The sequence below is a fragment of the Acinetobacter sp. WC-323 genome (assembly GCF_000314615.1).
Classification (GTDB): Bacteria; Pseudomonadota; Gammaproteobacteria; order Pseudomonadales; family Moraxellaceae; genus Acinetobacter; species Acinetobacter courvalinii.
Window position 1 is genome coordinate 76,268 of record NZ_AMZS01000008.1, and the last position, 25,902, is coordinate 102,169.

The 25,902-nt window shown below is 44.8% G+C and carries 27 protein-coding genes, 2 tRNA genes and 1 pseudogene; 13 read left to right on the forward strand and 17 right to left on the reverse strand.

Translation table 11 applies throughout. The annotated features are described in order from the left end of the window. Positions 1–24: 24 nt before the first annotated feature. From ACINWC323_RS17715 to ACINWC323_RS17695, 5 genes are all read right to left on the reverse strand, one after another. Positions 25–342, reverse strand: coding sequence for an AzlD domain-containing protein (locus ACINWC323_RS17715; protein ID WP_009506687.1), 318 nt, complete (start codon positions 340–342; stop codon positions 25–27). Then, complete coding sequence (locus ACINWC323_RS17710) at positions 339–1,052, reverse strand: AzlC family ABC transporter permease (RefSeq protein ID WP_009506667.1); 714 nt, start codon at positions 1,050–1,052, stop codon at positions 339–341. The genes ACINWC323_RS17715 and ACINWC323_RS17710 overlap by 4 nt, the downstream gene beginning before the upstream one ends. 77 nt (positions 1,053–1,129) lie before the next feature. Next, positions 1,130–1,960 (reverse strand): AraC family transcriptional regulator, encoded by an 831-nt coding sequence (locus ACINWC323_RS17705; RefSeq protein WP_009506630.1) that lies wholly within the window; start codon positions 1,958–1,960, stop codon positions 1,130–1,132. Positions 1,961–2,184: 224 nt separating this feature from the next. Next, positions 2,185–4,374: a bifunctional SulP family inorganic anion transporter/carbonic anhydrase gene (locus ACINWC323_RS17700; RefSeq protein ID WP_009506609.1), complete on the reverse strand. Its 2,190-nt coding sequence runs from the start codon at positions 4,372–4,374 to the stop codon at positions 2,185–2,187. 280 nt (positions 4,375–4,654) lie between these two features. Then, on the reverse strand, positions 4,655–7,009 hold the full coding sequence (locus ACINWC323_RS17695; RefSeq protein ID WP_009506710.1) for a Tex family protein: 2,355 nt from the start codon (positions 7,007–7,009) through the stop codon (positions 4,655–4,657). Positions 7,010–7,426: 417 nt separating this feature from the next. Here ACINWC323_RS17695 and ompR point away from each other — a divergent pair, with 417 nt between their 5' ends. The 3 genes from ompR (at position 7,427) to scpC (ending at position 11,478) form a co-directional block, all read left to right on the forward strand. After that, entirely contained in the window at positions 7,427–8,191 is a 765-nt protein-coding gene (ompR, locus tag ACINWC323_RS17690) for an osmolarity response regulator transcription factor OmpR (RefSeq protein WP_004657337.1), read from the forward strand. Positions 8,192–8,208: 17 nt separating this feature from the next. Further along, positions 8,209–9,663 (forward strand): ATP-binding protein, encoded by a 1,455-nt coding sequence (locus ACINWC323_RS17685; RefSeq protein WP_009506708.1) that lies wholly within the window; start codon positions 8,209–8,211, stop codon positions 9,661–9,663. Between the two features lie 300 nt (positions 9,664–9,963). Next, the gene (gene scpC, locus ACINWC323_RS17680) at positions 9,964–11,478 is read left to right on the forward strand and encodes a succinyl-CoA:acetate CoA-transferase ScpC (protein ID WP_032880857.1); all 1,515 of its coding nucleotides are present in this window, start codon (positions 9,964–9,966) and stop codon (positions 11,476–11,478) included. 57 nt (positions 11,479–11,535) lie between these two features. Here the strand turns inward: scpC and ACINWC323_RS17675 are convergent, their stop codons facing one another. From ACINWC323_RS17675 to ACINWC323_RS17660, 4 genes are all read right to left on the reverse strand, one after another. Continuing rightward, positions 11,536–12,267 carry a class I SAM-dependent methyltransferase gene (locus ACINWC323_RS17675; protein ID WP_009506685.1) on the reverse strand — a complete coding sequence of 244 codons (732 nt, stop codon included), beginning with the start codon at positions 12,265–12,267 and terminating at the stop codon, positions 11,536–11,538. 97 nt (positions 12,268–12,364) lie between these two features. Beyond that, positions 12,365–12,440: transfer RNA gene (locus tag ACINWC323_RS17670), tRNA-Phe, on the reverse strand. Positions 12,441–12,580: 140 nt separating this feature from the next. Next, positions 12,581–12,656: transfer RNA gene (locus ACINWC323_RS17665), tRNA-Phe, on the reverse strand. A 107-nt stretch (positions 12,657–12,763) separates the two neighbouring features. Next, positions 12,764–13,141 carry a GNAT family N-acetyltransferase gene (locus tag ACINWC323_RS17660; RefSeq protein ID WP_004776129.1) on the reverse strand — a complete coding sequence of 126 codons (378 nt, stop codon included), beginning with the start codon at positions 13,139–13,141 and terminating at the stop codon, positions 12,764–12,766. A 104-nt stretch (positions 13,142–13,245) separates the two neighbouring features. On the opposite strand from ACINWC323_RS17660, the gene hisB reads away from it, so the two are divergent. From hisB to hisA, 6 genes and pseudogenes are all read left to right on the forward strand, one after another. Continuing rightward, positions 13,246–13,839, forward strand: coding sequence for an imidazoleglycerol-phosphate dehydratase HisB (gene hisB, locus ACINWC323_RS17655; RefSeq protein ID WP_004776131.1), 594 nt, complete (start codon positions 13,246–13,248; stop codon positions 13,837–13,839). Further along, positions 13,839–14,456, forward strand: a complete 618-nt coding sequence (gene hisH, locus ACINWC323_RS17650) for an imidazole glycerol phosphate synthase subunit HisH (RefSeq protein ID WP_009506712.1) — start codon at positions 13,839–13,841, stop codon at positions 14,454–14,456. Before hisB ends, hisH begins: the two co-directional genes overlap by 1 nt. Positions 14,457–14,531: 75 nt before the next feature. Continuing rightward, complete coding sequence (locus ACINWC323_RS17645; protein ID WP_050560460.1) at positions 14,532–15,026, forward strand: DUF805 domain-containing protein; 495 nt, start codon at positions 14,532–14,534, stop codon at positions 15,024–15,026. 144 nt (positions 15,027–15,170) lie between these two features. Continuing rightward, on the forward strand, positions 15,171–15,698 hold the full coding sequence (locus ACINWC323_RS17640) for a DUF805 domain-containing protein (protein WP_009506691.1): 528 nt from the start codon (positions 15,171–15,173) through the stop codon (positions 15,696–15,698). A gap of 102 nt (positions 15,699–15,800) precedes the next feature. Beyond that, positions 15,801–16,473, forward strand: a pseudogene (locus ACINWC323_RS0118625) (3'-5' exonuclease). Positions 16,474–16,623: 150 nt separating this feature from the next. Continuing rightward, a complete protein-coding gene (gene hisA, locus ACINWC323_RS17635; protein ID WP_005282589.1) occupies positions 16,624–17,358 on the forward strand; it encodes a 1-(5-phosphoribosyl)-5-[(5-phosphoribosylamino)methylideneamino]imidazole-4-carboxamide isomerase in 735 nt (244 codons plus the stop codon). Positions 17,359–17,405: 47 nt separating this feature from the next. Here hisA and ACINWC323_RS17630 read toward each other — a convergent pair whose 3' ends face one another. Further along, entirely contained in the window at positions 17,406–17,957 is a 552-nt protein-coding gene (locus tag ACINWC323_RS17630; RefSeq protein WP_032880860.1) for an XRE family transcriptional regulator, read from the reverse strand. A 158-nt stretch (positions 17,958–18,115) separates the two neighbouring features. Here ACINWC323_RS17630 and ACINWC323_RS17625 point away from each other — a divergent pair, with 158 nt between their 5' ends. Further along, complete coding sequence (locus ACINWC323_RS17625) at positions 18,116–18,949, forward strand: DMT family transporter (protein WP_502322123.1); 834 nt, start codon at positions 18,116–18,118, stop codon at positions 18,947–18,949. Between the two features lie 12 nt (positions 18,950–18,961). Here the strand turns inward: ACINWC323_RS17625 and ACINWC323_RS17620 are convergent, their stop codons facing one another. From ACINWC323_RS17620 to ACINWC323_RS17600, 5 genes are all read right to left on the reverse strand, one after another. Next, entirely contained in the window at positions 18,962–19,279 is a 318-nt protein-coding gene (locus tag ACINWC323_RS17620; protein WP_009506676.1) for an antibiotic biosynthesis monooxygenase family protein, read from the reverse strand. 9 nt (positions 19,280–19,288) lie between these two features. Continuing rightward, positions 19,289–19,684: a DUF4870 family protein gene (locus ACINWC323_RS17615; RefSeq protein ID WP_009506722.1), complete on the reverse strand. Its 396-nt coding sequence runs from the start codon at positions 19,682–19,684 to the stop codon at positions 19,289–19,291. 118 nt (positions 19,685–19,802) lie between these two features. Next, positions 19,803–20,198 carry a DUF4870 family protein gene (locus tag ACINWC323_RS17610; RefSeq protein ID WP_009506730.1) on the reverse strand — a complete coding sequence of 132 codons (396 nt, stop codon included), beginning with the start codon at positions 20,196–20,198 and terminating at the stop codon, positions 19,803–19,805. A gap of 35 nt (positions 20,199–20,233) precedes the next feature. Next, a complete protein-coding gene (locus ACINWC323_RS17605) occupies positions 20,234–20,851 on the reverse strand; it encodes a DUF1294 domain-containing protein (protein ID WP_009506591.1) in 618 nt (205 codons plus the stop codon). A gap of 9 nt (positions 20,852–20,860) precedes the next feature. Further along, on the reverse strand, positions 20,861–21,811 hold the full coding sequence (locus tag ACINWC323_RS17600; RefSeq protein WP_005227768.1) for a homoserine kinase: 951 nt from the start codon (positions 21,809–21,811) through the stop codon (positions 20,861–20,863). Between the two features lie 101 nt (positions 21,812–21,912). On the opposite strand from ACINWC323_RS17600, the gene hisF reads away from it, so the two are divergent. Next, positions 21,913–22,671 (forward strand): imidazole glycerol phosphate synthase subunit HisF, encoded by a 759-nt coding sequence (hisF, locus tag ACINWC323_RS17595; protein ID WP_004657307.1) that lies wholly within the window; start codon positions 21,913–21,915, stop codon positions 22,669–22,671. A 301-nt stretch (positions 22,672–22,972) separates the two neighbouring features. Here the strand turns inward: hisF and ACINWC323_RS17590 are convergent, their stop codons facing one another. Next, positions 22,973–23,617 (reverse strand): sterol desaturase family protein, encoded by a 645-nt coding sequence (locus ACINWC323_RS17590; RefSeq protein WP_009506626.1) that lies wholly within the window; start codon positions 23,615–23,617, stop codon positions 22,973–22,975. 116 nt (positions 23,618–23,733) lie between these two features. On the opposite strand from ACINWC323_RS17590, the gene ACINWC323_RS17585 reads away from it, so the two are divergent. Together ACINWC323_RS17585 and aqpZ are read left to right on the forward strand one after the other, a co-directional pair. After that, the gene (locus ACINWC323_RS17585) at positions 23,734–24,741 is read left to right on the forward strand and encodes an AraC family transcriptional regulator (RefSeq protein WP_005282571.1); all 1,008 of its coding nucleotides are present in this window, start codon (positions 23,734–23,736) and stop codon (positions 24,739–24,741) included. A gap of 175 nt (positions 24,742–24,916) precedes the next feature. Beyond that, positions 24,917–25,606, forward strand: a complete 690-nt coding sequence (gene aqpZ / locus ACINWC323_RS17580) for an aquaporin Z (protein ID WP_005227775.1) — start codon at positions 24,917–24,919, stop codon at positions 25,604–25,606. A 50-nt stretch (positions 25,607–25,656) separates the two neighbouring features. On the opposite strand, the gene ACINWC323_RS17575 is transcribed toward aqpZ, so the two are convergent. Then, complete coding sequence (locus tag ACINWC323_RS17575) at positions 25,657–25,899, reverse strand: hypothetical protein (RefSeq protein WP_009506656.1); 243 nt, start codon at positions 25,897–25,899, stop codon at positions 25,657–25,659. Between the last annotated feature and the right edge of the window lie 3 nt (positions 25,900–25,902).

A 25,902-nucleotide genomic window follows, 5' to 3' on the forward strand; every position in this document is an offset into this window, starting at 1 on the left:
CACGTCATTGAATGGCCCCAGCCTTTACGGTAACCAAAATACCAACCCGTAAAAACAGGCCAGACTCAGGATAATCGTCAGTAAGGTATGCTTGACCTTGTAGGCAATTACAATGGTAAGCAGCGTCGCCAGAAAATAGGGATTGAGTAAAGTACTACGGAAAGCCCCATGCTCATCCATAAATACAATCGGCGTGGCAATTGCAGTCAATAAACACGGTGCAGAATACTGCAAGGATTGCTGGAACCATTTCGGTAAGCGTAATGGAATATTCGGCTCCAGCAGAATATAGCGATTCATGAAGACCACAATGGCCAGGATAATCAGCAGAAACCAACTCATGCCGCACGCTCCCGCAGATTCTGCAAACAGGTCGCAGTTAACATACCAATCACCCCCGCCAAGATGGCTGCACTTTTAATGCCCAGACTCAAGAACACAACCGTCAGCATAACCGAGACCAGTACACCGACCAGCGTATTCAGGTTTTTAATAAATGGAATCACGATGGCAATAAAGGTCGCAACAATGGAAAAATCGAGATGATATTGATCCAGATTGGGTACTGAAGCTGCCAGCAATACGCCACACAGGCTGAACAACACCCAGCATAGATAGAAGCAACTGCCTGCACCCAGCAAGTAATACATATAATGCTGCTGTTTCTTAATACTGACCGCAAACAGTTCATCTGTCAGTAGAAATCCCAACATTAAGCGATGCTTCAATGGCTGTCTGGAAATATCGTCACGTAGATAGAGCGCATACAGATAATGCTGGGTGGTGATTAAAAACACGGAGATGATAATGGTTAAAGCAGGTGTCCCTGCCATGACCAGCCCCAAAGTCATCAACTGTGCTGCGCCCGCAAAGACCAGCGCAGACATGCCCACCGCCTGTAAGGTGGTCAGCCCAGCCTGAATTGCCATAGAGCCCGCGAGTAAACCCCACGGTAATACCGCAAAACATAGTGGTAGTATTTTGACGACACCATTTAAAAATGCCCGCGTTACGGTCATGGGGGTGTCATCAGTTACGCTGTCGCTTAACATCAAAATCACAAGAGTTGATAAAAGATCGTATGACTATGCCAAAATTTGCATCAGGAGAATTGCATAAAATTGCTGTTTTATTTGAGATAGGCAATATAACCGCCGGGCGTAATGCCAAAGGTCTGACGGAAATGACGGCTAAAATGGCTCTGATCCGAGAAACCACATTGTTGTGAGACTTCGGATAAATTCAGTCCTTGTCTTAACAATCTTTGCGATTTCTGTAACCTTGCCTGTACCAGCCATGCATGCGGTGACAACCCGACATGTTTTTTAAATTGTCTCAAGAAATGCCACTGACTCAGATTGGCCATTTCTGCCAGCTCAGCCAAGGAAAACTCTTGCTCAGGCATCGTTGCCATCAGTTCTTTTATATTAAGGATGCGCTGTTTAGCATTGCTCAAATCGTTCACGTGCGGCTTGACCTGACTGTATTTGGACACCAGCCATGCAATCGTCGACAAGAATAAGGTCTGTTTTAACAAGCTATTATTCGGCTGTTCCAGTAAATCAAACAATAAACGGAATTGCTGGGCCAATCCTTCATCATGCAATACCGCTTCTCTAAACCAAGGTGCAGTACCGTGTACCGTCGTCAGATCGCGGGTGAGTTCATTAAATACTTCAGGTGTTGGATAGATTGCGCGATAGCGCCAGCCGGTGTCTACCGCCGAAGATCCGGTATGCACTTCATCGGCATTGACCAGAATAATATCGCCCTGTGGTGCCACATGATTGCCACCGGTTCGATAAAAGCGCTGTGCGCCCTCTTCGATCACGCCAATACAAAATCCTTCATGAACATGTCGTGAAAACTCCTGCTGATAGTAACTTGCTTTCAGCATTTCCAGACCACCCAGTTCTTCCAGATGGAGGTAATCAACTTGTTCACGAGGTCTACGCGACATCACGACCTCCTTTGAATTTTTTGCATCATGTCAGGTTAGCGCGATTGCATGAAATTTATAGAATAAAATTGCTGTTTATACCGGCTATTCTACGCCCATGACAGCAGTAGGTCAGGGTTTATTCTGCTTTTCAACAAATAAACGTCTTATCCGGTATATGCAATCGATTGATCATGGCATCAATAAAAAAGCGCCTGAGAACAGGCGCTTTTTTAGATGAAGCATCAACGATCCAGAAACTCGACCTGTCCGGTCTTCACATCATAAATTGCACCGACTATTGCAATTTCGCCTCGATCCAGCAGGTCTTTCAATACCGGACTATGCGCCGTAATGTATTGAATATTGTAATGCACATTCATTGCCGTGACCTGATTGATAAAAGCCCGACTTAAATCGCGCGGTTGCATAATGTCATAGACACTATCAACTGAATGCATCAACGGCCCCAGTACATACTGGATATGGGGCATCTCTTGCACATCAGAAACCCGTTTCTGCTGTAAACGTAACTGGCAGGCACTGGTAACAGCACCACAATCGGTATGACCCAAAACCAGAATCACCTTGGAGCCTTTGGCCTGACAGGCAAACTCAAGCGAACCCAGTACTTTTTGTCCCGCAATATTTCCTGCAATCCTTAAACTGAATAAATCGCCAATCCCGACATCAAAGATCATCTCGGTTGGTGCACGCGAATCCATACAGCCCAGTACCGCTGCTATCGGATGTTGTCCTTCATCCGCAGTGACCCGGATCTGGCGATAAACATCCCGTTGCAGGCGTTCATTTTTGACAAAACGCTCATTGCCCTCTTTGAGTAAGGTGATGACCTGTTGCGGGCTTAATTTACGTTGCAGTTCCCGGGTACTGATATAAATATCCAGCGCTGCCTCATCGACATCCTGATAATGTTGCTTAAATCCGATGAGCTTTAGGTCGATCTGACGCTTACTGGCAGTTTCATTCTGATAGTCCTGAATCACTTGATAAATATCGGGATCAATCGAATCACACTGGGTTGCATCAATAATCAGCTGCTGGTGTTTATGTACATGCTCCAAGGCTGAAATCAATGCAGAACGGTTCAGAAAGGTCACTTGTGAAGGCAGTTCAATCCGGGTCACGATGCCATGCAAATGCTTCTCTTTATAGACCCGCACCCCTTTATTAAAATTACCATACAGAATGAAGCCGCTACTGGTCAGCAAGCCGATCACGATGCCCGTCAACAAATCTGTCAGTAAAATTGCAACTAGCGTAATAATAAACGGTAAGAACTGCTTCCAGCCTTTTTGATATAACTGTTTGAATAATTTAGGATGCGTGAGTTTAAAACCCGTCACTATCAAGATAGCAGCCAGCGCAGACAATGGAATCATGTTCATCAATGGCACGAAAAACAAAATTGCCAGCAACAGAAGTATCCCATGAAAAATAGTGGAACATTTGCTACGTGCACCTGTATTGGCATTGACTGAACTACGCACAATCACCGATGTTACGGGCATACCACCAATTAAACCCGATACGATATTGCCTGCTCCTTGTGCCCATAGTTCACGATTGGGTGGAGACGATCTTTTTTGTGAATCCAGTTTATCGGCAGCTTCCAGATTGAGTAAGGTTTCCAGGGAGGCCACAATGGCCAAAGTGACTGCTCCAGTGTAAATCAGCGGCTCCGCCAGATAAGCAAAGTCAGGAAAAACCAGCACCTCCTGAGGTGCCTCCAGGATATTGGGTAACTGGATCAGGTTATCGGTTTGTACTGCCCACGGCGAACCGATACTGATTAAAATAAAATTGAGACCCGCAGCCAGTACAACTGCGATCAGGGCCGAGGGTAAAGCCAACTTTTTAAGTGGACTGCTATCCCAAGCCAGAATCAGAAACAAACTGAGCAGGCCAATTAAGGCCGTACCCAGATCAAAATGCTGAACCAAGGCACTCGGTGTACTGGTCCACAACATGTCCCAAGAGAAGCTGGATAAACCGAATAAGTAAGGTAATTGGGTTACGATCAAAATTGCGCCAATGGCCGCCAGTAATCCCAGAATCACATTATTGGGAATAAAATTCGCAAAGAAGCCCAATTTAAACAGCCCAAATAAAATCTGTAAAATCCCGGCAAAAACAATACACAATAAAAAAGCGGCATAATTGCCGCCTAATTGATCCAGTTGCACAAGAATGACTGCAGTCAGTCCTGCCGCCGGACCTGAAACGCTAATGTGAGAGCCACTCAGCAGCCCGACAATAATACCGCCAACAATTCCGGCAATAATGCCTGAAATAATCGGTGCTCCGGAGGCTAACGCAATCCCTAAACACAAGGGTAAGGCCACGAGAAAAACAACAACTCCGGAGAGGAGGTCATTTAAATGGAATCTATTTTTCAGTGCTAAACTTGTCATGAAGTAACCATTTATAATAAAAAAATAATTAATTTTTACTGCCTGAAAGCGTTTTCCCTACTTCGAGGCTTGAATGATATTGTCCGACAAAGTGCAAGGTTTAAAGTTTGGTTACGTTATAACGTTGTATATTTATTTATCGATTTCAGCCTATTTTTGTTGATCTTAAGATTCGCCTCATCTTGTATGTCCGCAGAGGTCAGATCTGCCGTAATTCAGCTCACAAATAAATAACAGCAATAAAAAACCTCCCGAAGGAGGTTTTTTAGGAATTATCAATTTATTTAGAACCTTTAATCCCGGCTTGTAATAACAAGGCGCCTAAACCACCAATTTTTTGCTCTTGTGGTTTTTCAGTTTTTGGCTTGTTCTGTTGCGGACGCTTAAACTCACCTTCTTTACGTGGAGGACGTTGACCTTGTGGCTTACGTTCTGAACGTTCAGTACGGTCTTGTGCTGCACGTTGTGGACGTGAAGCTTTCGCTGGCGCAGAACCTTCTGCACGCATACTCAAGTTGACACGATTACGTTCCACATCAACCTGCATGACACGGACCTGTACGATTTGGCCCGGTTTCACCACTTTATGCGGATCAGAGACAAATTCATTCGCCAGCTCAGAAATGTGTACTAAACCATCCTGGTGTACACCCACATCGACAAAGGCACCAAAGTTGGTCACATTGGTCACCACACCTTCAAGCTGCATGCCTTCGGTCAGTTGCGCAACTTCAGTAATGTCTTCACGGAACTTGGCTGTACGGAACTCTGGACGTGGATCACGGCCCGGTTTTTCCAATTCAGCCAGAACGTCCTGAATAGTCGGTAAACCAAATTTGTCATCAACAAACTCATCTGCCTTCACTTGGCGAATGATTTCAGTGTTGCCGATAATGTCTTTCACCGTCGTTGCTTTTGCTGCAACAATCTTTTCTACCAAGCCATAACTTTCCGGGTGAACCGCAGAAGCATCCAACGGCTCTGAACCATTTTGAACACGTAAGAAACCTGCTGACTGTTCAAAAGTACGTTCGCCTAAACGTGGTACTTTTTTCAAGGCCTGACGGTTATCAAAGCGACCATTTTCTTTACGGTATTCCACGATTTGCTGCGCAATCGACTTATTCAAACCGGCAATATAAGCCAGAATTGCAGGAGAAGCCGTATTCACATCTACACCAACGGCATTCACACAGTCTTCAACCACAGCATCCAGCGTTTTTGCCAAACCGGTCTGGTTCACGTCATGCTGATATTGACCCACACCAATTGATTTCGGATCAATTTTAACCAGTTCAGCCAATGGATCTTGCAAACGGCGTGCAATTGACACAGCGCCACGAATCGACACATCAAGCTCAGGAAGTTCTTGTGACGCCAATTCACTTGCAGAATAAACCGATGCGCCTGCTTCACTCACGGTGATACGTGTCAATTTCAAATCTGCATTGGCTGCCATCATTTCTGCAACCAAAGCTTCAGTATCACGGCTTGCCGTACCGTTACCAATCGCAATAAGTTCCACGTGGAACTCTCGGCATAAACGCGCAAGTTCTGCCAGCGAACCTTCTTTATCTTCTTTTGGTGCAAATGGATAAATGGTGCTATGCGCCAATACATCCCCTGCATCGCTTACCACTGCAAGTTTCACGCCAGTACGGATACCAGGATCTACACCTAACGTGGTACGGCTACCTGCAGGTGCAGAAAGCAATAAATGACGTAAGTTTTCAGCAAATACATCCATCGCTTCAGCTTCAGCAGCTAAACGCTTATCTGTTAATAAAGAATGTTCGATTTGCGGACGAACTTTACCCAGCCAAAATAATTTAGCAGTTTGCTTTAAATAATCCTGACGGCTTTGTGGCTGAAGTTGCTCAAGATTATATTCTGTCTCGATACGTGCCAATGGAGCATCGTCTTCACCATCTACTTTTAGACCCAGTACATTTTCCTGACGGCCACGTAACATTGCCAATAAACGGTGTGAAGGGACTTTATTGAGATTTTCTGAAAAGTCAAAATAATCACGGAATTTCTTGCCCACTTCTTTTTTCTCATCAGAAGCGACTGCACTTTTCAATACTGCAGTTTTAGCAAAAGTTTGTTTTAATTCAGTAGTTAAGGCGATGTTTTGTGCCCAGTCATCAATCAGGATGTGCTGGATCGCATCGAGCTGGCTTTCAACATCAGGATAGTCTTCATGACTAAAACCAGCCAGTGCTTCTGCAGGATCAATTTGATCTGCAATAATTTTTTCAGCAATCGGACCTAAACCAGCTTCTTTGGCTTTAAATGATTTGCTGGTGCGTTTTGGACGATAAGGTGCATAAATTTCTTCTAATGCATTTTTCGTTTCAGCCGCATTGACGCGTGCCAATAAATCATCGCTTAATTTATCTTGTTCTTGTAAAGATTGAATCACCTTCTCACGACGCTCGAATAAATCACGTAAATAGGTTAAACGTGTATCGAGTTGACGTAATTGCGTATCGTCTAAGCCTTGCGTGACTTCTTTACGGTAACGTGCAATAAAAGGAACGCTAGCACCTTCATCAATTAAACGAATAGCAGCTTCTACTTGGTTTGGACGTACGGCAAGTTCATTTGCCAACTGCTGAACTAAGTCAGTCATCGTGATTGATTCCACAAGGGTTAATTCTAAAAGCACTGATTATAAAGTTCATGGCTATAAAATCCACCATTGTTTTTTTGAATATTGTGTTTTATTCCTGTATAAATTTTATTCACAGGCGATTAATTGCAGTATTCACCCGCCCTTCGAGAACAATCTCTGGACTCAATCTTTTATGCAAATCGCCGCATATTTCTTAAAACAGCTGTTTTTTCTGCCTAAATATTGAAAAAATAGGTTGTTTGTCATCATTCTGCCTGTATATATTTGGTATCTATCTCTTGATTTTATTGGCAATATTTGTTGCTTTATAACATAGCCAAAACTGTGCAATGAATCGTATACTCAAAGGTCTATTGATATTTCACATTCGCATTGCATAAAGACGATGACAATAAACGATAAAGGAGCACAATCATGAGTTTAGTTGTACCTGCTGAATCGACGGAAACCGTACACCATGAGACAGACCGGGTCGAACGCATTTTAGTGGTCGATGACGATGTGCGCTTGCGTACGCTTTTACAACGCTTCCTCGAAGATAAAGGTTTCGTGGTAAAAACTGCTCATGATGCGACACAAATGGATCGTTTACTGCAACGTGAACTGTTCTCTTTAATCGTGCTCGACTTTATGCTCCCTGTCGAAGATGGTTTAAGTATTTGTCGTCGCCTACGCCAATCCAATATCGACACTCCGATTATCATGCTCACTGCACGCGGTAGCGATTCTGACCGTATTGCCGGTCTGGAAGCAGGCGCTGACGATTATCTGCCAAAACCGTTCAATCCAAATGAATTACTGGCCCGTATCCGTGCCGTGTTACGTCGCCAGGTACGTGAAGTCCCAGGTGCCCCAAGCCAGCAAGTTGAAGTGGTCAGCTTTGGCCCATGGTCACTCGACCTTTCGACACGTACCTTGACCCGTGAAGGTCAAGTCGTGACCTTAACGACAGGCGAATTTGCAGTATTGAAAGCACTGGTCCAGCATCCTCGTGAACCGTTAACCCGCGATAAATTGATGAATCTGGCGCGTGGTCGTGAATGGGGTGCAATGGAGCGCTCAATTGATGTGCAAGTTTCTCGCTTACGTCGTTTAATTGAAGACAACCCTGCCCGTGCACGTTACATCCAGACCGTTTGGGGTGTGGGCTATGTATTTGTTCCAGATGGTGCAGAGTAAGTTCGGGAAATTAAACGTTGAAACTTGAACCCATTGATCCACAAGAGTTTACCGAGTTCGCGGCTTATTCCGAAAGGCCCCGAACCAAATGGGAACGTTTTTTAGATAAAATCAAACCTCGTTCCGCTGCCATGCGCACTACCATTCTGGTCTTGTTCATGGTGTTTTTCAGCCTGTTTATGTCCTTGTGGTTCTTTTGGCGAACCCTTTATCTTCCCGAATTACAGCAACATGCCCGCTATTTGGCGATTGAACTGGAACTGGTCAACAATCCGGATATCCGGATTTTGCATCGTGATAGCGAAGTCGATGTCGACACCTGGTTGAAAAACCGGATCGGGATTGAATACGTCACCGATCCAAAAGAGTTTCCGCGGGTTGAAGATAAATTTCTGGCTGAACTCTTTACCAACCAGATTGAAGAGAAGCTGGCCAAAGAACTCGGTGTTAAAGACGTCACGGTTTATTTTAAATTCAAGCCGATTCCGCGTATCTGGATTCAAACGCCTGAAATGAATGGCAACTGGGTCAGAGAACCACTCAAAACCTATACCAACTATAGTGTTGAGCTGATTGCTGGCTGGCTGTTTGGTGTTCCGATTGTATCGTCCATTATTATTTTAATCCTGGTGCGACAAATGAACCGGCCTTTGCGTCGGCTGCAAAATACTGCGAATAATTACAGTAAAACCGGTAAAGCCCCTTATCTCGACACCAATCACGGGCCACTGGAAATCCGTCAGGTCAATCAGGCCTTTAACCATATGGTGTATACGCTGGAACAGACCGAGCGTGATCGTCAGATCATGCTGGCAGGTATTTCCCATGATCTACGTACACCGCTGACCCGTATTCGCCTGACCGCGGAAATGCTGCCAGACGAGTTCTTCCGTGAAGGCCTGATTTACGACGTGGATGATATGGACGCGATTCTGAATCAGTTCATTTCCTATATGCGTGACGGTTCTGACGAAGAGCTCACAGAGACCAATCTGAATAGCCTGCTGCAAGAACTGGTGGTGCAGTTCAAGCCACTAGATATCCGTTTTGAGGCCCAGGAACTTCCGATTATTGCTGCACGCAGCTTGTCACTGAAACGTCTGATTGCCAATCTGATCAATAATGCCAAACGTTATGGTGCAGAACCGATTGAATTATCCGCCAGCCATGTTGATGATCATATCCTGATTACCGTGGCAGATCATGGTGAAGGGATTCCGCCAGATCAAGTCGAAGAACTGATGCAACCGTTTGTTCGCGGTAATTCAGCGCGTACCATTCAAGGGAGCGGCCTTGGACTGGCCATTGTGAAACGTATTGTCGATATTCATCAGGGCCAGATCAGTATCCGTAACCGCGAACAGGGTGGACTGGAAGTAGTAATTTCCTTACCCATTCCAACAGTGGAAGCTAGCGAACCGACCAACAATGCGATTGATAAGATCAAACAGACCCTGACAGGCCATTTCTAAAGCAAAATTCCTGAATCAACCGTCTATCACCGGTTGATTTAGACTAAAGTCGCCTATTTAATCACCACACAATCGGCGACTTTCTACCCATTCAGTCGTACAGATACATCCTGTTTTACTTTAGATATATTTATTTTTTCTTCATAAATTCAAACAGCTAGATTACAGCTTTTAAATAGGCTGAAATACAAGTGAATAAAGCGTATGCAGCTGTATTAGACCTTAGCCTTATTTCAATCCACTTTTCATGTTTTAGCGCTAAAATCCATACTCAATGAAAAGCAAAATTGAGAATGGATGATGTCTTTAAGTCGTATTCGCCTTGCAGCTCTACACGACAAAGTGATGAGTGCAGAACAGGCTGCCAGCTTTATTAAAAATGATATGACGGTCGGAATGAGCGGTTTTACCCGTGCAGGTGAGGCAAAAGCTGTTCCTCAGGCACTGGTTGAACAAGCCAAGAAAAATCCGTTAAAAATCACGTTAATTACTGGTGCCAGCCTTGGCAATGACTTAGACAAGCAATTGACAGAAGCTGGTGTACTGGCTCGTCGTATGCCCTTCCAGGTTGACAATACCTTGCGCCGTGCGATTAACAACGGCGAAGTGATGTTTATTGACCAACATTTGTCTGAAACCGTTGAACAAATGCGTAACCAGCAATTGAAACGTCCTGATGTTGCGGTGATTGAAGCGGTTGCGATTACCGAAGATGGTCATATCGTTCCAACCACTTCGGTCGGGAACTCGGCGAGCTTTGCGATTTTTGCAGAAAAAGTGATTGTTGAAATCAACACCTCACTCAGTGAAAACTTTGAAGGTCTGCACGATATTTATATTCCGACTTATCGCCCAACCCGTACCCCATTGCCATTAACAAAAGTGGATGACCGCATTGGTTCAACCGCGATTCCAATCGATCCAGCGAAAATCGTGGGGATCGTGTTCAATGACACCGCAGATTCACCATCAACGGTGACCCCACCCGATGCGGAAACCCAAGGCATTGCCAACCACCTGATCAAATTCTTTGAACAGGAAGTGGCTGCAGGCCGTTTAGCGAAAAACTTAGGCCCATTACAGGCAGGGATTGGTTCAATTGCCAATGCCGTTTTAACCGGTCTTAAAGATTCAAACTTTGAAGATCTGGTGATGTATTCAGAAGTACTGCAAGACTGTACCTTTGAATTAATTGATGCAGGCAAGATGAAATTCGCTTCAGGCAGCTCCATTACCTTGTCAGCGCAATGTGGCGAACGTGTTTTTGGCAATCTTGAGAAATACAAAGACAAACTGGTGTTACGTCCACAGGAAATTTCCAATCATCCTGAAATCGTACGTCGCTTAGGCATTATCGGGATTAACACGGCGCTTGAGTTTGATATTTACGGTAACGTGAACTCAACCCATGTCTGTGGAACTAAAATGATGAATGGTATCGGCGGTTCAGGCGACTTTGCCCGTAATGCGCATCTTGCCATCTTCGTAACCAAATCCATTGCCAAAGGCGGTGATATTTCGTCGATCGTACCGATGGTCAGCCATGTCGATCACAACGAACATGATGTTGATATTCTGGTGACTGAAGTGGGTCTTGCTGATTTACGCGGCTTGGCACCACGTGAACGTGCCCGTGTTATTATCGACAACTGTGTACACCCGCTTTACCAAGGCGCGTTAAACGATTACTTTGACCGTGCTTGCGAACGTGGTGGTCACACCCCACATATTCTGCGTGAAGCATTGTCTTGGCATGCCAACTTTGAAGAAACAGGTCATATGTTAGCGCCAGTAGAGATTGCTAAATCTGCTTAAACTACGCATTTGTTTCTAAAAAGCATGCTTCGGCATGCTTTTTTTATTTTCAGTCTTTCAAGTCATTTGCCGCCCTACTCTCAGCAAGACTGGAAAGATCACCCGCATCGGCTGCCGGATCAACAGGATATCCTGTAAATCGACTAGCGCACTGACCCGCATGTGATCTTGATAATGTTGGACTGCAGACCAGGTATTGAGATAATCCCACAACTGCTGTCCTGTCCAGCATAATTCAATCTGAAACTGCGGCATCGGAATATCTTGAAAAGGAAATGGGATCGTTTGATAAAGCTCATCAATATAGCGCCGCTCTGCATCCCAGAAGCCGTTTAAGGTCTGGTGGTAAAGCTGTTGCAGCCGGTCATTTAAAAACGCATCCTCAAGCGTTAACAGGCCATAACCAATCACTGCGAAAAGACCATCTGCTTTGAGCGTGCGTTTCACTTGTGCGTAGAATTTTTCAAAGTCAAACCAGTGAATCGCCTGCGCAACGGTAATCAGGTCAAAATACTGATCGGGGAAACTGCATTCTTCCGCGGCTTGCTGTAAATAGCTGACATTACGCAAGGCTGGCGCCTGATCAAGCTGGTTCTGGCTCAGGTCAGTTGCAATCACCTGTTGAAAATACGGCGCAATCAGGCGGGTTAATTGCCCTGAACCTGCGCCACAGTCCCATGCACGCTCAAAACCCTTGAGCTGCTGAATTAAGCTGTCTATAAGCGATTGTGGATAAGTCGGCCGCGCCTGTTGATAAAGTTCACTTTGCGCTGAAAATAAATCCTTCATGCGATGTTATTCTTCAATTTTTCTACTTAGCTTCAATATAACAAACTATTGGCGCAATAAAAAAAGCCCCAAACTTTCGTTTGAGGCTTTTTGAATATGGTGGCGAGACCCAGGATCGAACTGGGGACACACGGATTTTCAATCCGTTGCTCTACCTACTGAGCTATCACGCCAATGGGGTGTATTAAGCCGTATCTCGGCGCAATAGTCAATAATTATCATGAGCTTTTGATTTGATTGCCCATTTTTCACGCAATCAATTTTAAGGCAAAAAAAATCCCTGATGGGATCAGGGATTGAAAATACAAATTTATGGTGGCGAGACCCAGGATCGAACTGGGGACACACGGATTTTCAATCCGTTGCTCTACCTACTGAGCTATCACGCCAAAGTGGGCGTATTAAACAATGTTTGTCTAAGCCCGTCAAGCAAATTTGTGGATTTTTCGTTTAAGCGCTTAATTTTGCTGCAAAGCATGGTTTTAAGGCCAGCTGTTTAGATTTTACCGAGATGCGACAGGCAACGATGGATCGCCCCGCAACCCGGTTCAAACTGTTGCACGCCCTGCGCTTCTTCCATGCGACAGACCTCTTCAACCAGTCGTTCTGCCACACCGCGGCCACGATTGGCGGGATGCACCACAATATATTCCAGAACACGGCTTTCACCTTGTCCTGTCGCCCAAATTGCACCTATAATTTTGGTGTTAAATTCAGCAGTGTAAACTGTGGTATATTGCTGTAGATTTTGTTCAAGTTGTTCCATTGCATCTTGCCCGTCGCCAAACTCTGGGCTGGTATCGTAAAGTCGCTCGAGCTGAGTACGAATTCCTGAATCTTCCAGAGAACTGTAAGCATGTACGGTAATAGGCATTGATTAACCCTCCTGAGCAAACTATGATGCTGTCACTTTTTCGTCACAGCGAAACTATTGGTTTTTAATTCAATCATTTTTGACGTTTTTTGAGGAACGTGTCCATGACGCAACGTATCAGTGAAGTGGTAAGAAATACCAACGAAACAAAAATTCGAGTTCGTCTCAATCTCGATGGTACTGGTCAAGGCACACTCAACACTGGAGTTCCATTTTTAGACCATATGATTGATCAAATCAAGCGTCATGGTCTATTTGATATCGATATTCATTGCGATGGCGATCTGGAAATCGATGACCATCATACCGTCGAAGACTGCGGCATCACACTAGGGCAAGCCTTTGCGCAAGCCTTAGGTGATAAGAAAGGCTTACGTCGTTATGGTCATTTTTATGCACCTTTAGACGAAGCATTGTCTCGTGTAGTAGTAGATTTGTCTGGTCGTCCGGGTTTATTTATGGATATTCCATTTACCCGTGCGCGTATCGGAAGCTTTGATGTCGATTTATTCTCGGAATTTTTCCAGGGCTTTGTCAATCATGCACTGATGACGTTGCATATTGATAACCTGAAAGGCAAAAATAGCCACCATCAGATTGAAAGTGTATTTAAAGCATTGGCACGTGCCTTACGTATGGCCTGTGAAGTTGATCCACGTGCTGAAAATACCATTGCGTCAACCAAAGGTAGCCTGTAATGACCCGTATTGCGTTACTTGATTATGGCATGGGCAACCTGCACTCTGCGGCAAAAGCATTAGAACATGTCGGTGCAATGGTGGATGTGACCAATGATCCGAAACTGATTGCCAAAGCAGATAAGATTGTGTTCCCCGGTGTCGGTGCCATGCGTGACTGCATGCAAGGCATGCGTGAAGCAGGAATTGATGAAGTGGTGCATCAGGCGGTCTTTAACAAACCAGTTCTGGCAATTTGTGTGGGGATGCAAGCCCTGTTACAAAGCTCGGAAGAAAATGGTGGCGTCGAAGCACTGGGTATTTTTGAAGGCGCGGGAAAACACTTCCCGGCAATCCCGAATCTCAAAGTGCCACACATGGGTTGGAATCAGGTACATCAGCTTGATCCAGAGCATCCAATGTGGAATAACATTGAACAAGATGCCCGCTTCTACTTCGTACATAGCTATTATGTCGAGCCAAGCGATTCGGCAATTATTGCCGCGACCTGTGATTATGGCGTGAACTTCTGTACAGCCATTCATAAAGACAATTTGTTCGCAACACAGTTCCACCCAGAGAAAAGTCATACTGCCGGTTTGCAGTTGCTGAAAAACTTTGTGGAATGGAAAATTTAACTGATCTGCATTAAAAAATCGCCATATCATGTGGCGATTTTTATTGCCCATAAAAAATAATTCAAACGACGAATAATGATGTTACAGCCTGTTTCCAACAATTTATCTAATCCGCTTAATCCGCAGGGTCGTTTTAGCCGCTTATCTTATCTGGCTTGGCAAACTGTCATTTTCCTGTTGGCGATTCCGCTAAACATTTACCTTAGCTATGAAATGTTTCAGATCGGCCTAGATGAAGCCTATAGACGCACAGACTTTCTGGCTTTATTTTTATTTGTGACCTTGGCGCTGTTAGTGGTCTATAGCAGTATCATGTTTGCCGTACGGCGCCTGCACGACTGTAACCGTTCAGGTTGGTGGGCGCTGCTGCTGACCTTACCTTATCTGAATATATTGACGCTGTTGTATCTGTTGCTGGCCCGTGGGCATCAGCAGCCTAATCGTTATGGGCCTCCGCACCCGACTGCCATCTGGGAGAAAATCATGGCCTATATCGGCTTAAGTTTAATGCTGATCTTCTCGGTGCTGATATTTCTGGTGATCAGCAAAAGCCCTGTACTGTTCCACTAATACTAATTGGGTTTCATGATTTGCTTTCTCTCTTGACCGTCTAAAACCAGATCAAAATTTCTGCTATTTTTAAATTTCTTGCTTATAATCGGATGCGATACAAAAATTTAAATAAACATAAAAACTACGATTTATGAGGCTTTAATGAATACATCAACTCAAATACAAGATTCTGTTTTCAATGCTAAAGGCCGTTTTGGGCGGCTTGCCTATGCGGCCTGGTCCTTTCTCAGTGCCATTGTGCTATGCGTGGTGATTTTTATCCTTGCCTTTATTGGCAGTCTATTTACAGGTAGCGAGAGTAATTTAGAAACAGGTGATTTTCCATTTGTTATCATAGCCTTATTCTTTATTAGCTACGTCATCCTGATCTATTTTTCCTTTGTGTTTAGCATACGGCGATTCCATGACCGTAACCAAACCGGCTGGCTGTCATTACTGATGCTTATTCCACTGGTCAACTTTATTGTGATGCTGTATTTATTCTGTGCCAAAGGAACAGAAGGCCCAAATAGATTTGGTCCTGTACGTGCAACAGCTCCTTGGGAAAAGGTGCTGGGCTGGATTTATATTATCCTGATTCCGCTCATCCTTATTTTTGCCCTGATCGGCACCGCCGTGCCTGCCTATCAGGAATATCTCCAACGCAGCCAGTATATTCAATCACAATAGTTGCCCTCAGCTCTTCAATCCATCTCAATCCAGCCAGGTTCCGACTTGGCTTTTGTATTTTGATAAAACCCTTTAAGCTCAGTTAAATGACTTGAGTTTTAAATGCAGATGGACACACCTCAACAAACAGCAACACCCTTAAGCAAGGAACAAATACGTGCCTTAACTGCCTTTGAAAACCTTGCTTCAGAAAAGATCATGGTCATTCAAACGCTTGAACAATGCCTGACGCTACACGATCAACTCAGTTCCATCCAAGTCTTTGGTTTTGACAGTGAATCGAAACCGACCTTTAAAGTCGGGAAAAAGTCGACCGGACCGCATGTTATCCAGCTTGCAACACACGATACCGCCTATGTTTTTCAAGTTAGTGCCGAAATTCTGGATTTTTTTAAGACCGATTTTAGAAAATGAACAGCAACTGAAAGTCGGCTTTGGTCTCAAGAATGATGCACATATTTTCCGTAGCCGAGGTATCCAGCCTGCATCACTGATTGAACTATCCAAAAGCTTTGGCAGTTTTGGCTATCGCAGCCAGGTCGGTGTACAAACTGCGATTGCCCTGCTTTTCCAGCGTTATCTGGCCAAGAGTAAAAAGATCAGTACCTCAAATTGGGCGGTTAAACGTCTTAGTCCGCAACAGGTCAGTTATGCCGCAGCGGATGCTTATGCAGCATTGCTGGTATTTGAGCAGCTTTACCGGCAACACCGATTCACACCACAATTACAACAACAAATCATGAAAATACTTGAAGGATCAACAGACAAGGCTTAGAGATTGATCAATACTTTGCTAATATAGGGCACGCTGAACATTCAGAAATGCATTGCGTTATAGGCTAAATCGCCTGTTCTGTCGCAATCGTAGAGGGACGTTCAACAAGCCCTAATAATTTAAACTCTATGATGACGCAAGGAGCGGTGTATGCTAATCATCCCAGCAATTGACCTGAAAGATGGTAAATGTGTCCGTTTAAAACAAGGACGTATGGAAGACGATACAGTTTTCTCTGATGACCCTGTGGCGACTGCACAACATTGGGTGGATGAAGGCGCACGTCGTTTACATTTAGTCGATTTAAATGGTGCTTTTGCCGGCACGCCAATTCATAAACCTGTGGTCGAAGCGATTGTACGGGCACAGCCAGAACTGCCTATCCAGATTGGTGGAGGTATCCGTTCACTTGAAACCATCGAGCATTATTTAGAGGCGGGTGTATCTTTTGTCATTATCGGCACCAAAGCCGTGAAAGAGCCTGAGTTTGTAGAAGAAGCCTGTAAGCGCTTTGCAGGCCGTATTATTGTCGGTATCGATGCCATGAATGGCATGGTGGCAACCGATGGCTGGGCCAATATTACCGAAGTCAAGGCGACTGATCTGGCCAAACGTTTTGCAGATGCAGGCGTATCCAGCATTGTGTATACCGACATTGCCCGTGATGGCATGATGCAAGGTGTCAACGTTGAGCAGACTGTTAATCTGGCAGATTATTCAGGCTTACCGGTAATCGCATCTGGCGGTGTGACCAATCTGGATGATGTCCGTAACTTAAAAGGCCAGAAAGGTATTTTAGGTGCGATCACGGGCCGCGCCATTTACGAAGGCACCTTAAACCTGCGTGAAGCACAATTATTGCTGGATGAAGACAACCGTCTTTAATCCTGTATAAAAAAAAGAAGTTATCTGTCCAGATAACTTCTTTTGTTTTAATACAGCACATGACGCATGAATTTTAAGGGCTGTGTCCCTCGATTGGCATAACCATAACGAACCGAACTTTCAAATAGAATAGAATCCCCAGCCTGCACAACACGTGTTTCCTGTTCCAATTCCAGACTTAACTCGCCTTCGAGTACATAAATCAATTCCTGCCAGCCTTGTTGATCTGCTTCGGCATGATAGACCTCTCCGACAGCCAGTGACCAGCTCCATAATTCAACCTGCGTCGAGACGGGAACCGAAGCTAACAGTGTCGCTTGACTGGCGGGCTGATGGCCTTGCCAGGCCAAGGTATTCACAATTGCGGATTCGCCCAGTTCAGGCGGGCTAACAATACGCTTGAAGTCAATCCCCAGTACCGCTGCTATCGCATCCAATTTTGCCAGACTAATATTGACCTGACCCGTTTCTAAAGCGGCAATGGTACGGCGACTGACCCCTGCCCGGTCTGCCAGTTGTTGCTGGCTTAAATGACTCAGGTCCCGAAAATGACGGATATTTTTTCCTACATGGTTCAGGACAGCATCGGATTGGCGCATGGGCAACAACATTTAAAACTAAATCTTGCGCAATATATTGCACAATGTTCTCAACCAATGCAATATGTGCAGTATATTGCACGTTGCATAGGATTGTTGTTTTGGCCACCTTATCCCAGTCTCCTAAAGCCGCCCAGTTTGCCCTGATTTTTATTACCATGATCTGGGGCGGTACTTTTTTAGCCGTGCAATATGCGCTGAATTTTAGTACCCCGATGTTTTTTGTCGGCTGCCGCTTTGCAGTTGCTGCTTTCGTCATCTTTTTGATCTCGATTAAATCCATGCGCGGCCTAACCCTGAAAGAGAGCTTGGCGGGCACCGCCATCGGGATCGTCATTGCGATTGGTTATGGTACACAGACCATCGGCCTACAAAGTATTTTAAGCAGTGAATCCGCCTTTCTCACTGCACTCTATGTGCCCTTGGTCCCGATTTTAATGTGGCTGATCTTGCAAAAAATACCTTCCGTAATGACGTGGGTGGGTACTGCACTGGCCTTTACCGGCTTGGTGTTGTTAACGGGGAATGGCTTTTCCAGCATTAATTTCAGTTATGGACAAACGCTTACCCTGATCTGTGCCTTTGTGATTGCGCTTGAAATTATCCTGATTGGTTATTTTGCCGGGAAAGTCAATCTAAGACGGGTTACGGTGATTCAACTGGCAGTTGCTTCATTATTATCATTCGCCAGTATGCCCTTGGTCGGTGAACACAGTATTCCAGCGTTTTCCTGGGGATTGCTGATTATTGCCGTGGCGCTCGGCTTAGCCAGTGCGTTGATTCAATTTGTGATGAACTGGGCGCAACGTATGGTCGATCCAACGCGTGCTGCGATTATTTATGCGGGTGAACCGGTTTGGGCCGGTGTCATCGGACGTATTGCAGGAGAACGTTTACCGTTACTGGCATTGTTTGGAGGACTACTGGTGGTGCTTGGGGTTTTAGTGAGCGAATTAAAATTCAAGTTGTTTGAAAAGAAACAAGAGCACTAATGCGCTCTGTTTTTACTGTGGCGGTTCTTTCTTTTTTAGCAGCATACAAAGCTGGTAATACTCAACCGTAGGCAATGGATCATAAAAGGGATGTAACAGCGCTTTCCACTGCTGATAGGCTGCCGACTTCCTGAACCCTTCAGTATGATGCTCAATACTGTCCCAGAAAATCATTAAAATATAACGACCATCAGCTTGTGTATGCTTGATCAGCTGTACTGCATTTAAGCCGTCCATCGAATAAATAATCGATTTGGCCTGGTGAAAAGCCGCTTCAAATGCGTTGCTCTGTCCAGCTTTAATGCTTAAATAAACATGTTCAATAATCATCAGCCGACCTCATTCATACATCGGTTTATTGTCATATAAACAAAATAAACCATGAAGGCTGCGATACACCGTCCACGCCCATGCTGCAAATAAAAAGGCCAATCCAATAAAAAATGCTGACGATGCATGATCATCCGAGAACGGGATACCCAGTTCCTGATGAAACAGTGCCAGTGCAAATACGGCCAAGCTCAATAGATTCCACAGGCAACACCACCAGAACGTACGGATTTGCCAGCTAAAGTGGCTATCCAGCACCGTTCCTTTAACCTCTTTACGTTTGATATAGTTCAACGCTAAAGCCACAAAGGCGAGTACGCTACCGGTGAAGCCTGAAATAAGATAAAAGACATATAAAACATAAGTCAGACCACGATATGCTTGCTGATCAACAGTATGATTCATTCAAACCCTCTTTTAAGTATTTTTTCATTTTTAATCAAAGTTTTAAAATATAAGGTGTAGCTTAATCATTTTTATAAAAAAGAAGGTTGATTCAACAGCTGAATCAACCTTCTCAGGCTTATGACCGGTACATCGGCTTGTTGTCATTCAAGGCAATCAAACCACGGATAGCACGATAGACGATCCAGATCCATGCACCGAAAATCACCGCAAAAGCAAAGGTGGTTGCAGAAATAGCCACCCCTGCAAAGGCAGTGCCATTATCGCCTGTCAGGAACAGGAACGAGAACGGAATAAAGGCAATAATATTCCAGACCAAATACCACCAGAAGGTGCGGATTTGCCAGGTAAAGTGACTTTCAAAAATCGAGCCTTGGACATCACTACGTTTAACATAGTTGATAATCAAGGCCACAATGGCCAATAAACCTACCGTAAAAATTGCAAGGATATAAAGGATGTACAGGACCAGAGTCAAAGTACGATTCGGATCTTGATCAACGGAATAATTCATTTCTATTTATCTCCAGTGTCAGACTCCGCTTAATATCAATAAAACACATTAAGTGGAGAAATTAACCAACATATCAATAATATATTAAAGACTATGGTACAGAAATAAATCTTCCGAAACGGTTGCTTTTGTGTTTTATGTCTCAGTTTTTGCTGAGCAAGCCAACCGGCGCACCATCCTCCCAAAGCATCCACAATATGCAGGGTCTGCTCGGGAATACGGCGATTCCCGAGTTGCGCCGCCTCTTTGTCCTGCGCATACAGCCAATAACTCACCACATTCATCAAGCTGACAAATAACAGGGTATACGGCGGCAATAATTTGCTAAAGCTGGCGACCACCATAAAGACAATATAAATCACAATTGCAATCTGCATGGCCAACCACGGTTTAGTAGCGGTTGGCTTTTCAGCTTTGGCTTTATGCTCAAATACTTGCGAGGCTTTTAAATATACGGCTTGCTGAGCGCGATAACGACCGCGCTCATCCAGAATCACCACATACTCCAGCGCACAGCCAATAATCGGCCTTGGCCCCGTGCGAGCAAAGTCTTTAATGTGAATAAAAACACGTTGTTTTTGCGGGTCATTGGGCTGGATAAAGCCATAGCCTTTATCATCAAACCACTCCACTAACCGACCTTGATCGCGCATGATATTTTCCTAGGCTGTGATTCGTTGTAAACGGTCTTGCATCATCATGCGCATTTGTAGCGGATCTTTTTGCAAAATATCATCGCCGGTACGCCCGTGCTCGGCATTTTTTTGTGCCACCTGCAAACGCATGCTCCAGAAACGACAAGCCGCCATTGCCAGGAAGATATTTAAACAGGCCAATTCATCCTCAGTCAGCGTACGAATGCCTTGATAGGCAGCCAGGAAGGCATCGGCCTTGGCTTGATCGAGATGAGCTTGCGGATAGGCGGTACAGAAGTCATTGATGCTGATTGCAATATCAAACAACCATTCATCCTGATTTAATTCATAAAAATCAAGGATGCCTTGTAACTGATCGCCTTCAAACAAGGTATTGTCTCTAAACAAATCTGAATGAATAAAACCGGTAGGACGATCTGGATGTTGCTGGGTAATCTGTGCAAACTGCTGAAAAACTTGTGCCAATAAAGCCTGATCGTCCGCATTCATTTGTGGCTTAAGCTGTGCTGCCACATCTGACCAGTATTGATGATTACGATTAAAATCACGCTCCAGCGGAAAGTCTCGCAAGGCCAAATGTAATTTTGCCTGCGCCTGTGCAATCGCCTGAATTTGCGCAATGCTGGCATCTTCAGGATGCTCGCCCATCAAGCGCGGTGCAATTTGTGCAGGCTTATCGGCAATGCTATGAATGGCCTGTCCACTGTGCTTTAACGGCACTGCCACAGGCACACCGGCCTGACCCAAACAATCCAGTACAGGCACCAGTTCACCGGCCCCTTCAGCATCTAACTCTTCAAACACCGTTAAAACATATTGTTTCTTTGATTGATCCACCAAAAAATAATTGGTGTTTTGAATACCGCCTTGGATTGGAATCAGGTCAATCACTGCTAAACCATAGGGTTCGGCAAAGGCTTGAACTTCTTCTAAACTCAACGGGGTATAAACCGACATGGAAAACCTGCAAAAAATAGCTGTGAAGTTTGATAGAATACCTGTTCCCTCCATGAAGGTGTAGCACCCCTTTCTTTATTGGCGATTTTTTGGAAAATTTTATGCTCGCAAAACGTATTATCCCTTGCTTAGATGTTGATAATGGTCGAGTCGTCAAAGGCGTTCAATTCCTTGATATTCGTGACGCAGGTGACCCTGTCGAAGTGGCGCGTCGTTATAACGAACAAGGCGCCGATGAAATCACCTTTTTAGATATTACTGCTACCCATCATGGACGCGACACCACCTACCGTACCGTAGAACGCATGGCAGAAAGCGTGTTTGTACCGTTAACTGTCGGTGGTGGTGTCCGTAAAGTTGAAGATATACGTTTATTGCTGAATGCCGGTGCCGATAAAGTCAGTATCAACTCGGCAGCGGTATTTACCCCTGAGTTTGTACAGGAAGCCTCGCAACGCTTTGGTGCTCAATGTATCGTGGTTGCGATTGATGCGAAAAAAACCGGCGAGAACAAGTGGGAAATTTTTACCCACGGTGGCCGTAAACCGACCGGCATCGATGCGATTGAATGGGCCGTAAAAATGGCCGACTTCGGTGCAGGCGAACTGCTGATTACCAGTATGGATGCCGATGGTACCAAAGCAGGCTATGACATTGCCTTGATGCGCCAGATCAATGACCGTGTCAATATTCCCACCATCGCTTCCGGCGGTGTAGGCAATTTACAGCATTTGGCTGACGGTATTTTAAAAGGTGGTGCAGATGCAGTGCTGGCGGCTTCTATTTTCCACTTTGGTCAACACACCATTCCAGAAGCAAAACAATATCTTGCGGCACAAGGTATTGAAATGCGTCTCTGATACATCAGGGATAGAAATATGAACCTCTCTGATGAGAGGTTTTTTTATGGAAAGCTTTTTACAGGCAAAAAAATACCTTGCTGGGCAAGGTAAGAAACGGCATTATATAACGCTAGAGGGTAAAACATACATATCCATTTTGAGCAAAATATAGTCAAATATTTTGTCTGAGCTAAAGTAGCGCTAAAATCTGTAGAAATATTGACATTAAAAACCATTTTTATTGACAATTTACGACAATTTTTTTGGTTTTCCCATCATGAATCGCTGATCAAAGCCGCATGCTGTTTTATCGGTCGCTTTAAGCCACCGCATCATCGGTTTGATCTTGCGACGGCACTGCTGTGACCAGTTTAGGTTTGGGTTCCACCCATTTTACCGGGAAAACAGCCTCTACTGCTTGAGTCAGAGCTTGAGACAATACTGCTGGCAAGCGGAGACCCAATGGATTGGCCTCTTTTAAGTCTGCAGATGAGACCACACGGGTACCCATCACATAATCAAACCATGGTCGGGTCACACACCAGTTGGCATCCTGATTGGAATTCATATGATGATCATAATGCCAGGGAATGGTTTGTTTGGCCCAATCCGGTTCCAGATGCGCACGGCGGTGTACATAATAATAATTGCCTGCACTATACAGCGCCGCCAGAGACATACCCTTTGAAAGTGGGTAGAAGGCCACACTGGCAACACCGGCCACCACCGCCAATGATATGATTTCATTACGTGTGCGCCAATGCTCAACACCTTCTACATAACAGTCGTCAGAAAACTGCTGCTTACGCACTTCACGGTGATGGGCCCAGTGCGACTCCATACTTTTCGGTACCGGACTATAGCGTGGCTGACCAGGACGATGTACGCCATGCAAAATGTATTTATGGGCAAACCATTCAAATGCGTTCGCCACTGCCAAGCCTGCGATAAAACCCTTAATCATGGTCTTCTCCCCTATATTTGCTTATTTTTATTCAGCATATAAATTTTGATAGGCGAAGTATTGACGATAGGCTATAGTTATATTGACAAAACACGACAAGCGAACAGGTGGACAGGATGTCACAGCTCAAGCACTATACCGGCTCTGTTTTTGGTGGTTTGGGGCATTTGTTAAAAGCCTATTGTGAAGCAGAACAGATTGCCATTCCGGAACAATTACAGCAGGTTCAGAATCAGGAACGCTTTGATTATGTGATTTGGCGGGATCTGTTAGAAGATCTGAATCGGCTACATCCGAAGAGTGGCCTAGGCTTGGAAATCGCCGCCTATGTGCAGCCCAAACATCTGGGGATTATTGCCTATCTGGCCTTATCCTGTGAAAATCTGGGAGAAGCTTTAGCGCGTTATCATGACTTTCATCGCCTGATTTATGATGGCAGTCCTTTGGTGGTCGAATTCAATGATCGCTATGCCTCCATCCGCTGGGAAGCGCCTGAACCGCATCCGACCCAACTGACCGATGAAATTGCCATTGCCCTGATGGTGCAATTCCTGAAGCTATTTATGTCCGGTGACACAATTCAGCTGCATGAAGTGCATTTCGTCAATGCTGCACCGAAAAATATCAGTATTTATGAGCAGTATTTCCACTGCAAAGTGCGCTTTGATCAGCCGAAAACACAGTTACTGCTTCCAGTCAGCGAAGCATTTAAACCCTTACGTAGCGGTGATCACACCTTACAGCAACTGTTGTTGCAGCAAGCCCAAGCCTTGCTGGATAAATTGCCCAATTCGACCCAACTGGATCAACGGCTACAACATGCCATTTTAACCGGTCTGCAAAAAAACCAATATCAGCTGGATTTTATTGCCGAAAAGCTGGGACTTTCCGTGCGCCAATTACAGCGTCATTTACAACAACAACACACGACTTTTCAGCAACGGGTGCAACAGGTGCGCTTTATGCTGGCCACTGAATATCTCAAAGATCCGCATCTCAGTTTGCAGGAAATTGCGCTACTGCTATGTTATTCGGAACAAAGCGCTTTTCAGCGTGCTTTTAAAATCTGGACCGGGCAAACCCCGCAACAGTGGCGAAACAACAACACAATTTACAATTCTTAATAAAATTACCCATGAACTAACGGTTTCACAACTGATCCATTTTTTCACACGTTTTATACAAGAGCCTATATACCTATGTGAAATAGTTCACACTTTTTCACACGGTTGACACATATCCATAATAACGTTTTGGATGCTTGTTTTTTTATTTTTTAAAACATGTTTGGTGATAACAATGAACAAATATTTAGCAGAATTTCTTGGTACTTTTTGGCTTGTTTTTGGTGGTTGTGGTAGTGCTGTACTTGCAGCAGCATTTCCAGAACTTGGCATCGGCTTTCTTGGTGTAGCACTTGCTTTTGGTTTAACTGTATTAACGGGCGCGTATGCCTTTGGTCATATTTCAGGTGGTCACTTTAACCCGGCGGTCAGCGTCGGTTTATGGGTCGGTGGACGTTTTAATGCCAAAGACCTAGTGCCCTATATTATTTCTCAGGTGATTGGTGGTGCGCTGGCAGCATTCGTGCTGTACATCATCGTACAAGGTCAGGCAGGTTTTGCCGGTACAGGCGGCTTCGCGACCAACGGTTATGGCGAACTTTCTCCAAACCACTTCTCTGTGGCTTCAGCATTTCTGATTGAAGTAGTCCTCACAGCCTTCTTCCTGATCGTGATCATGGGTGCAACAGACCGTCGTGCACCCGCTGGCTTCGCACCAATTGCAATTGGTTTGGCCCTCACCCTGATCCACTTGATCAGTATTCCTGTGACTAATACTTCTGTGAACCCAGCACGTAGTACTGCGGTGGCTTTATTTGCGGAAACTGCGGCACTTAGCCAGTTGTGGTTATTCTGGGTTGCGCCAATCATTGGTGCCATTATCGGTGCAGTGATTTACAAAGTAGTGGGCAGCGAGAAAAACTAAGCGCATCACACCGCATAAAAAAAACAGCCTGCATCGGCTGTTTTTTTTATTTATAAAAATGGATTTTCAATGTCCTGTTCCAGCTGGCGCTCGATCTGTTCAGGCAGCTCCTGTTTCTCCAAGGCCGCCACCACCTCATTGATAAAGCTTTGTAATGCCTTTGCGGTTTTTAAACCAGCCTGATCTTTGGTGATTTGCAAATTGCCGTACAAGCTCACACAATCCACCTGATTTTCCAGGGTCAGGTCATAAATTGCTGACGACTCATCACCATGTTCAAAAGGTTTAAACATCTT

Bases quoted from the DNA above. Each gene is read 5' to 3' on its own strand.
- ACINWC323_RS17715 (WP_009506687.1), bottom strand. From the start codon at position 342: ATGAGTTGGTTTCTGCTGATTATCCTGGCCATTGTGGTCTTCATGAAT.
- ACINWC323_RS17710 (WP_009506667.1), bottom strand. From the start codon at position 1,052: ATGTTAAGCGACAGCGTAACTGATGACACCCCCATGACCGTAACGCGG.
- ACINWC323_RS17705 (WP_009506630.1), bottom strand. From the start codon at position 1,960: ATGTCGCGTAGACCTCGTGAACAAGTTGATTACCTCCATCTGGAAGAA.
- ACINWC323_RS17700 (WP_009506609.1), bottom strand. From the start codon at position 4,374: ATGACAAGTTTAGCACTGAAAAATAGATTCCATTTAAATGACCTCCTC.
- ACINWC323_RS17695 (WP_009506710.1), bottom strand. From the start codon at position 7,009: ATGACTGACTTAGTTCAGCAGTTGGCAAATGAACTTGCCGTACGTCCA.
- ompR (WP_004657337.1), top strand. From the start codon at position 7,427: ATGAGTTTAGTTGTACCTGCTGAATCGACGGAAACCGTACACCATGAG.
- scpC (WP_032880857.1), top strand. From the start codon at position 9,964: ATGTCTTTAAGTCGTATTCGCCTTGCAGCTCTACACGACAAAGTGATG.
- ACINWC323_RS17675 (WP_009506685.1), bottom strand. From the start codon at position 12,267: ATGAAGGATTTATTTTCAGCGCAAAGTGAACTTTATCAACAGGCGCGG.
- ACINWC323_RS17660 (WP_004776129.1), bottom strand. From the start codon at position 13,141: ATGCCTATTACCGTACATGCTTACAGTTCTCTGGAAGATTCAGGAATT.
- hisB (WP_004776131.1), top strand. From the start codon at position 13,246: ATGACGCAACGTATCAGTGAAGTGGTAAGAAATACCAACGAAACAAAA.
- hisH (WP_009506712.1), top strand. From the start codon at position 13,839: ATGACCCGTATTGCGTTACTTGATTATGGCATGGGCAACCTGCACTCT.
- ACINWC323_RS17645 (WP_050560460.1), top strand. From the start codon at position 14,532: ATGATGTTACAGCCTGTTTCCAACAATTTATCTAATCCGCTTAATCCG.
- ACINWC323_RS17640 (WP_009506691.1), top strand. From the start codon at position 15,171: ATGAATACATCAACTCAAATACAAGATTCTGTTTTCAATGCTAAAGGC.
- hisA (WP_005282589.1), top strand. From the start codon at position 16,624: ATGCTAATCATCCCAGCAATTGACCTGAAAGATGGTAAATGTGTCCGT.
- ACINWC323_RS17630 (WP_032880860.1), bottom strand. From the start codon at position 17,957: ATGCGCCAATCCGATGCTGTCCTGAACCATGTAGGAAAAAATATCCGT.
- ACINWC323_RS17625 (WP_502322123.1), top strand. From the start codon at position 18,116: ATGATCTGGGGCGGTACTTTTTTAGCCGTGCAATATGCGCTGAATTTT.
- ACINWC323_RS17620 (WP_009506676.1), bottom strand. From the start codon at position 19,279: ATGATTATTGAACATGTTTATTTAAGCATTAAAGCTGGACAGAGCAAC.
- ACINWC323_RS17615 (WP_009506722.1), bottom strand. From the start codon at position 19,684: ATGAATCATACTGTTGATCAGCAAGCATATCGTGGTCTGACTTATGTT.
- ACINWC323_RS17610 (WP_009506730.1), bottom strand. From the start codon at position 20,198: ATGAATTATTCCGTTGATCAAGATCCGAATCGTACTTTGACTCTGGTC.
- ACINWC323_RS17605 (WP_009506591.1), bottom strand. From the start codon at position 20,851: ATGCGCGATCAAGGTCGGTTAGTGGAGTGGTTTGATGATAAAGGCTAT.
- ACINWC323_RS17600 (WP_005227768.1), bottom strand. From the start codon at position 21,811: ATGTCGGTTTATACCCCGTTGAGTTTAGAAGAAGTTCAAGCCTTTGCC.
- hisF (WP_004657307.1), top strand. From the start codon at position 21,913: ATGCTCGCAAAACGTATTATCCCTTGCTTAGATGTTGATAATGGTCGA.
- ACINWC323_RS17590 (WP_009506626.1), bottom strand. From the start codon at position 23,617: ATGATTAAGGGTTTTATCGCAGGCTTGGCAGTGGCGAACGCATTTGAA.
- ACINWC323_RS17585 (WP_005282571.1), top strand. From the start codon at position 23,734: ATGTCACAGCTCAAGCACTATACCGGCTCTGTTTTTGGTGGTTTGGGG.
- aqpZ (WP_005227775.1), top strand. From the start codon at position 24,917: ATGAACAAATATTTAGCAGAATTTCTTGGTACTTTTTGGCTTGTTTTT.
- ACINWC323_RS17575 (WP_009506656.1), bottom strand. From the start codon at position 25,899: ATGTTTAAACCTTTTGAACATGGTGATGAGTCGTCAGCAATTTATGAC.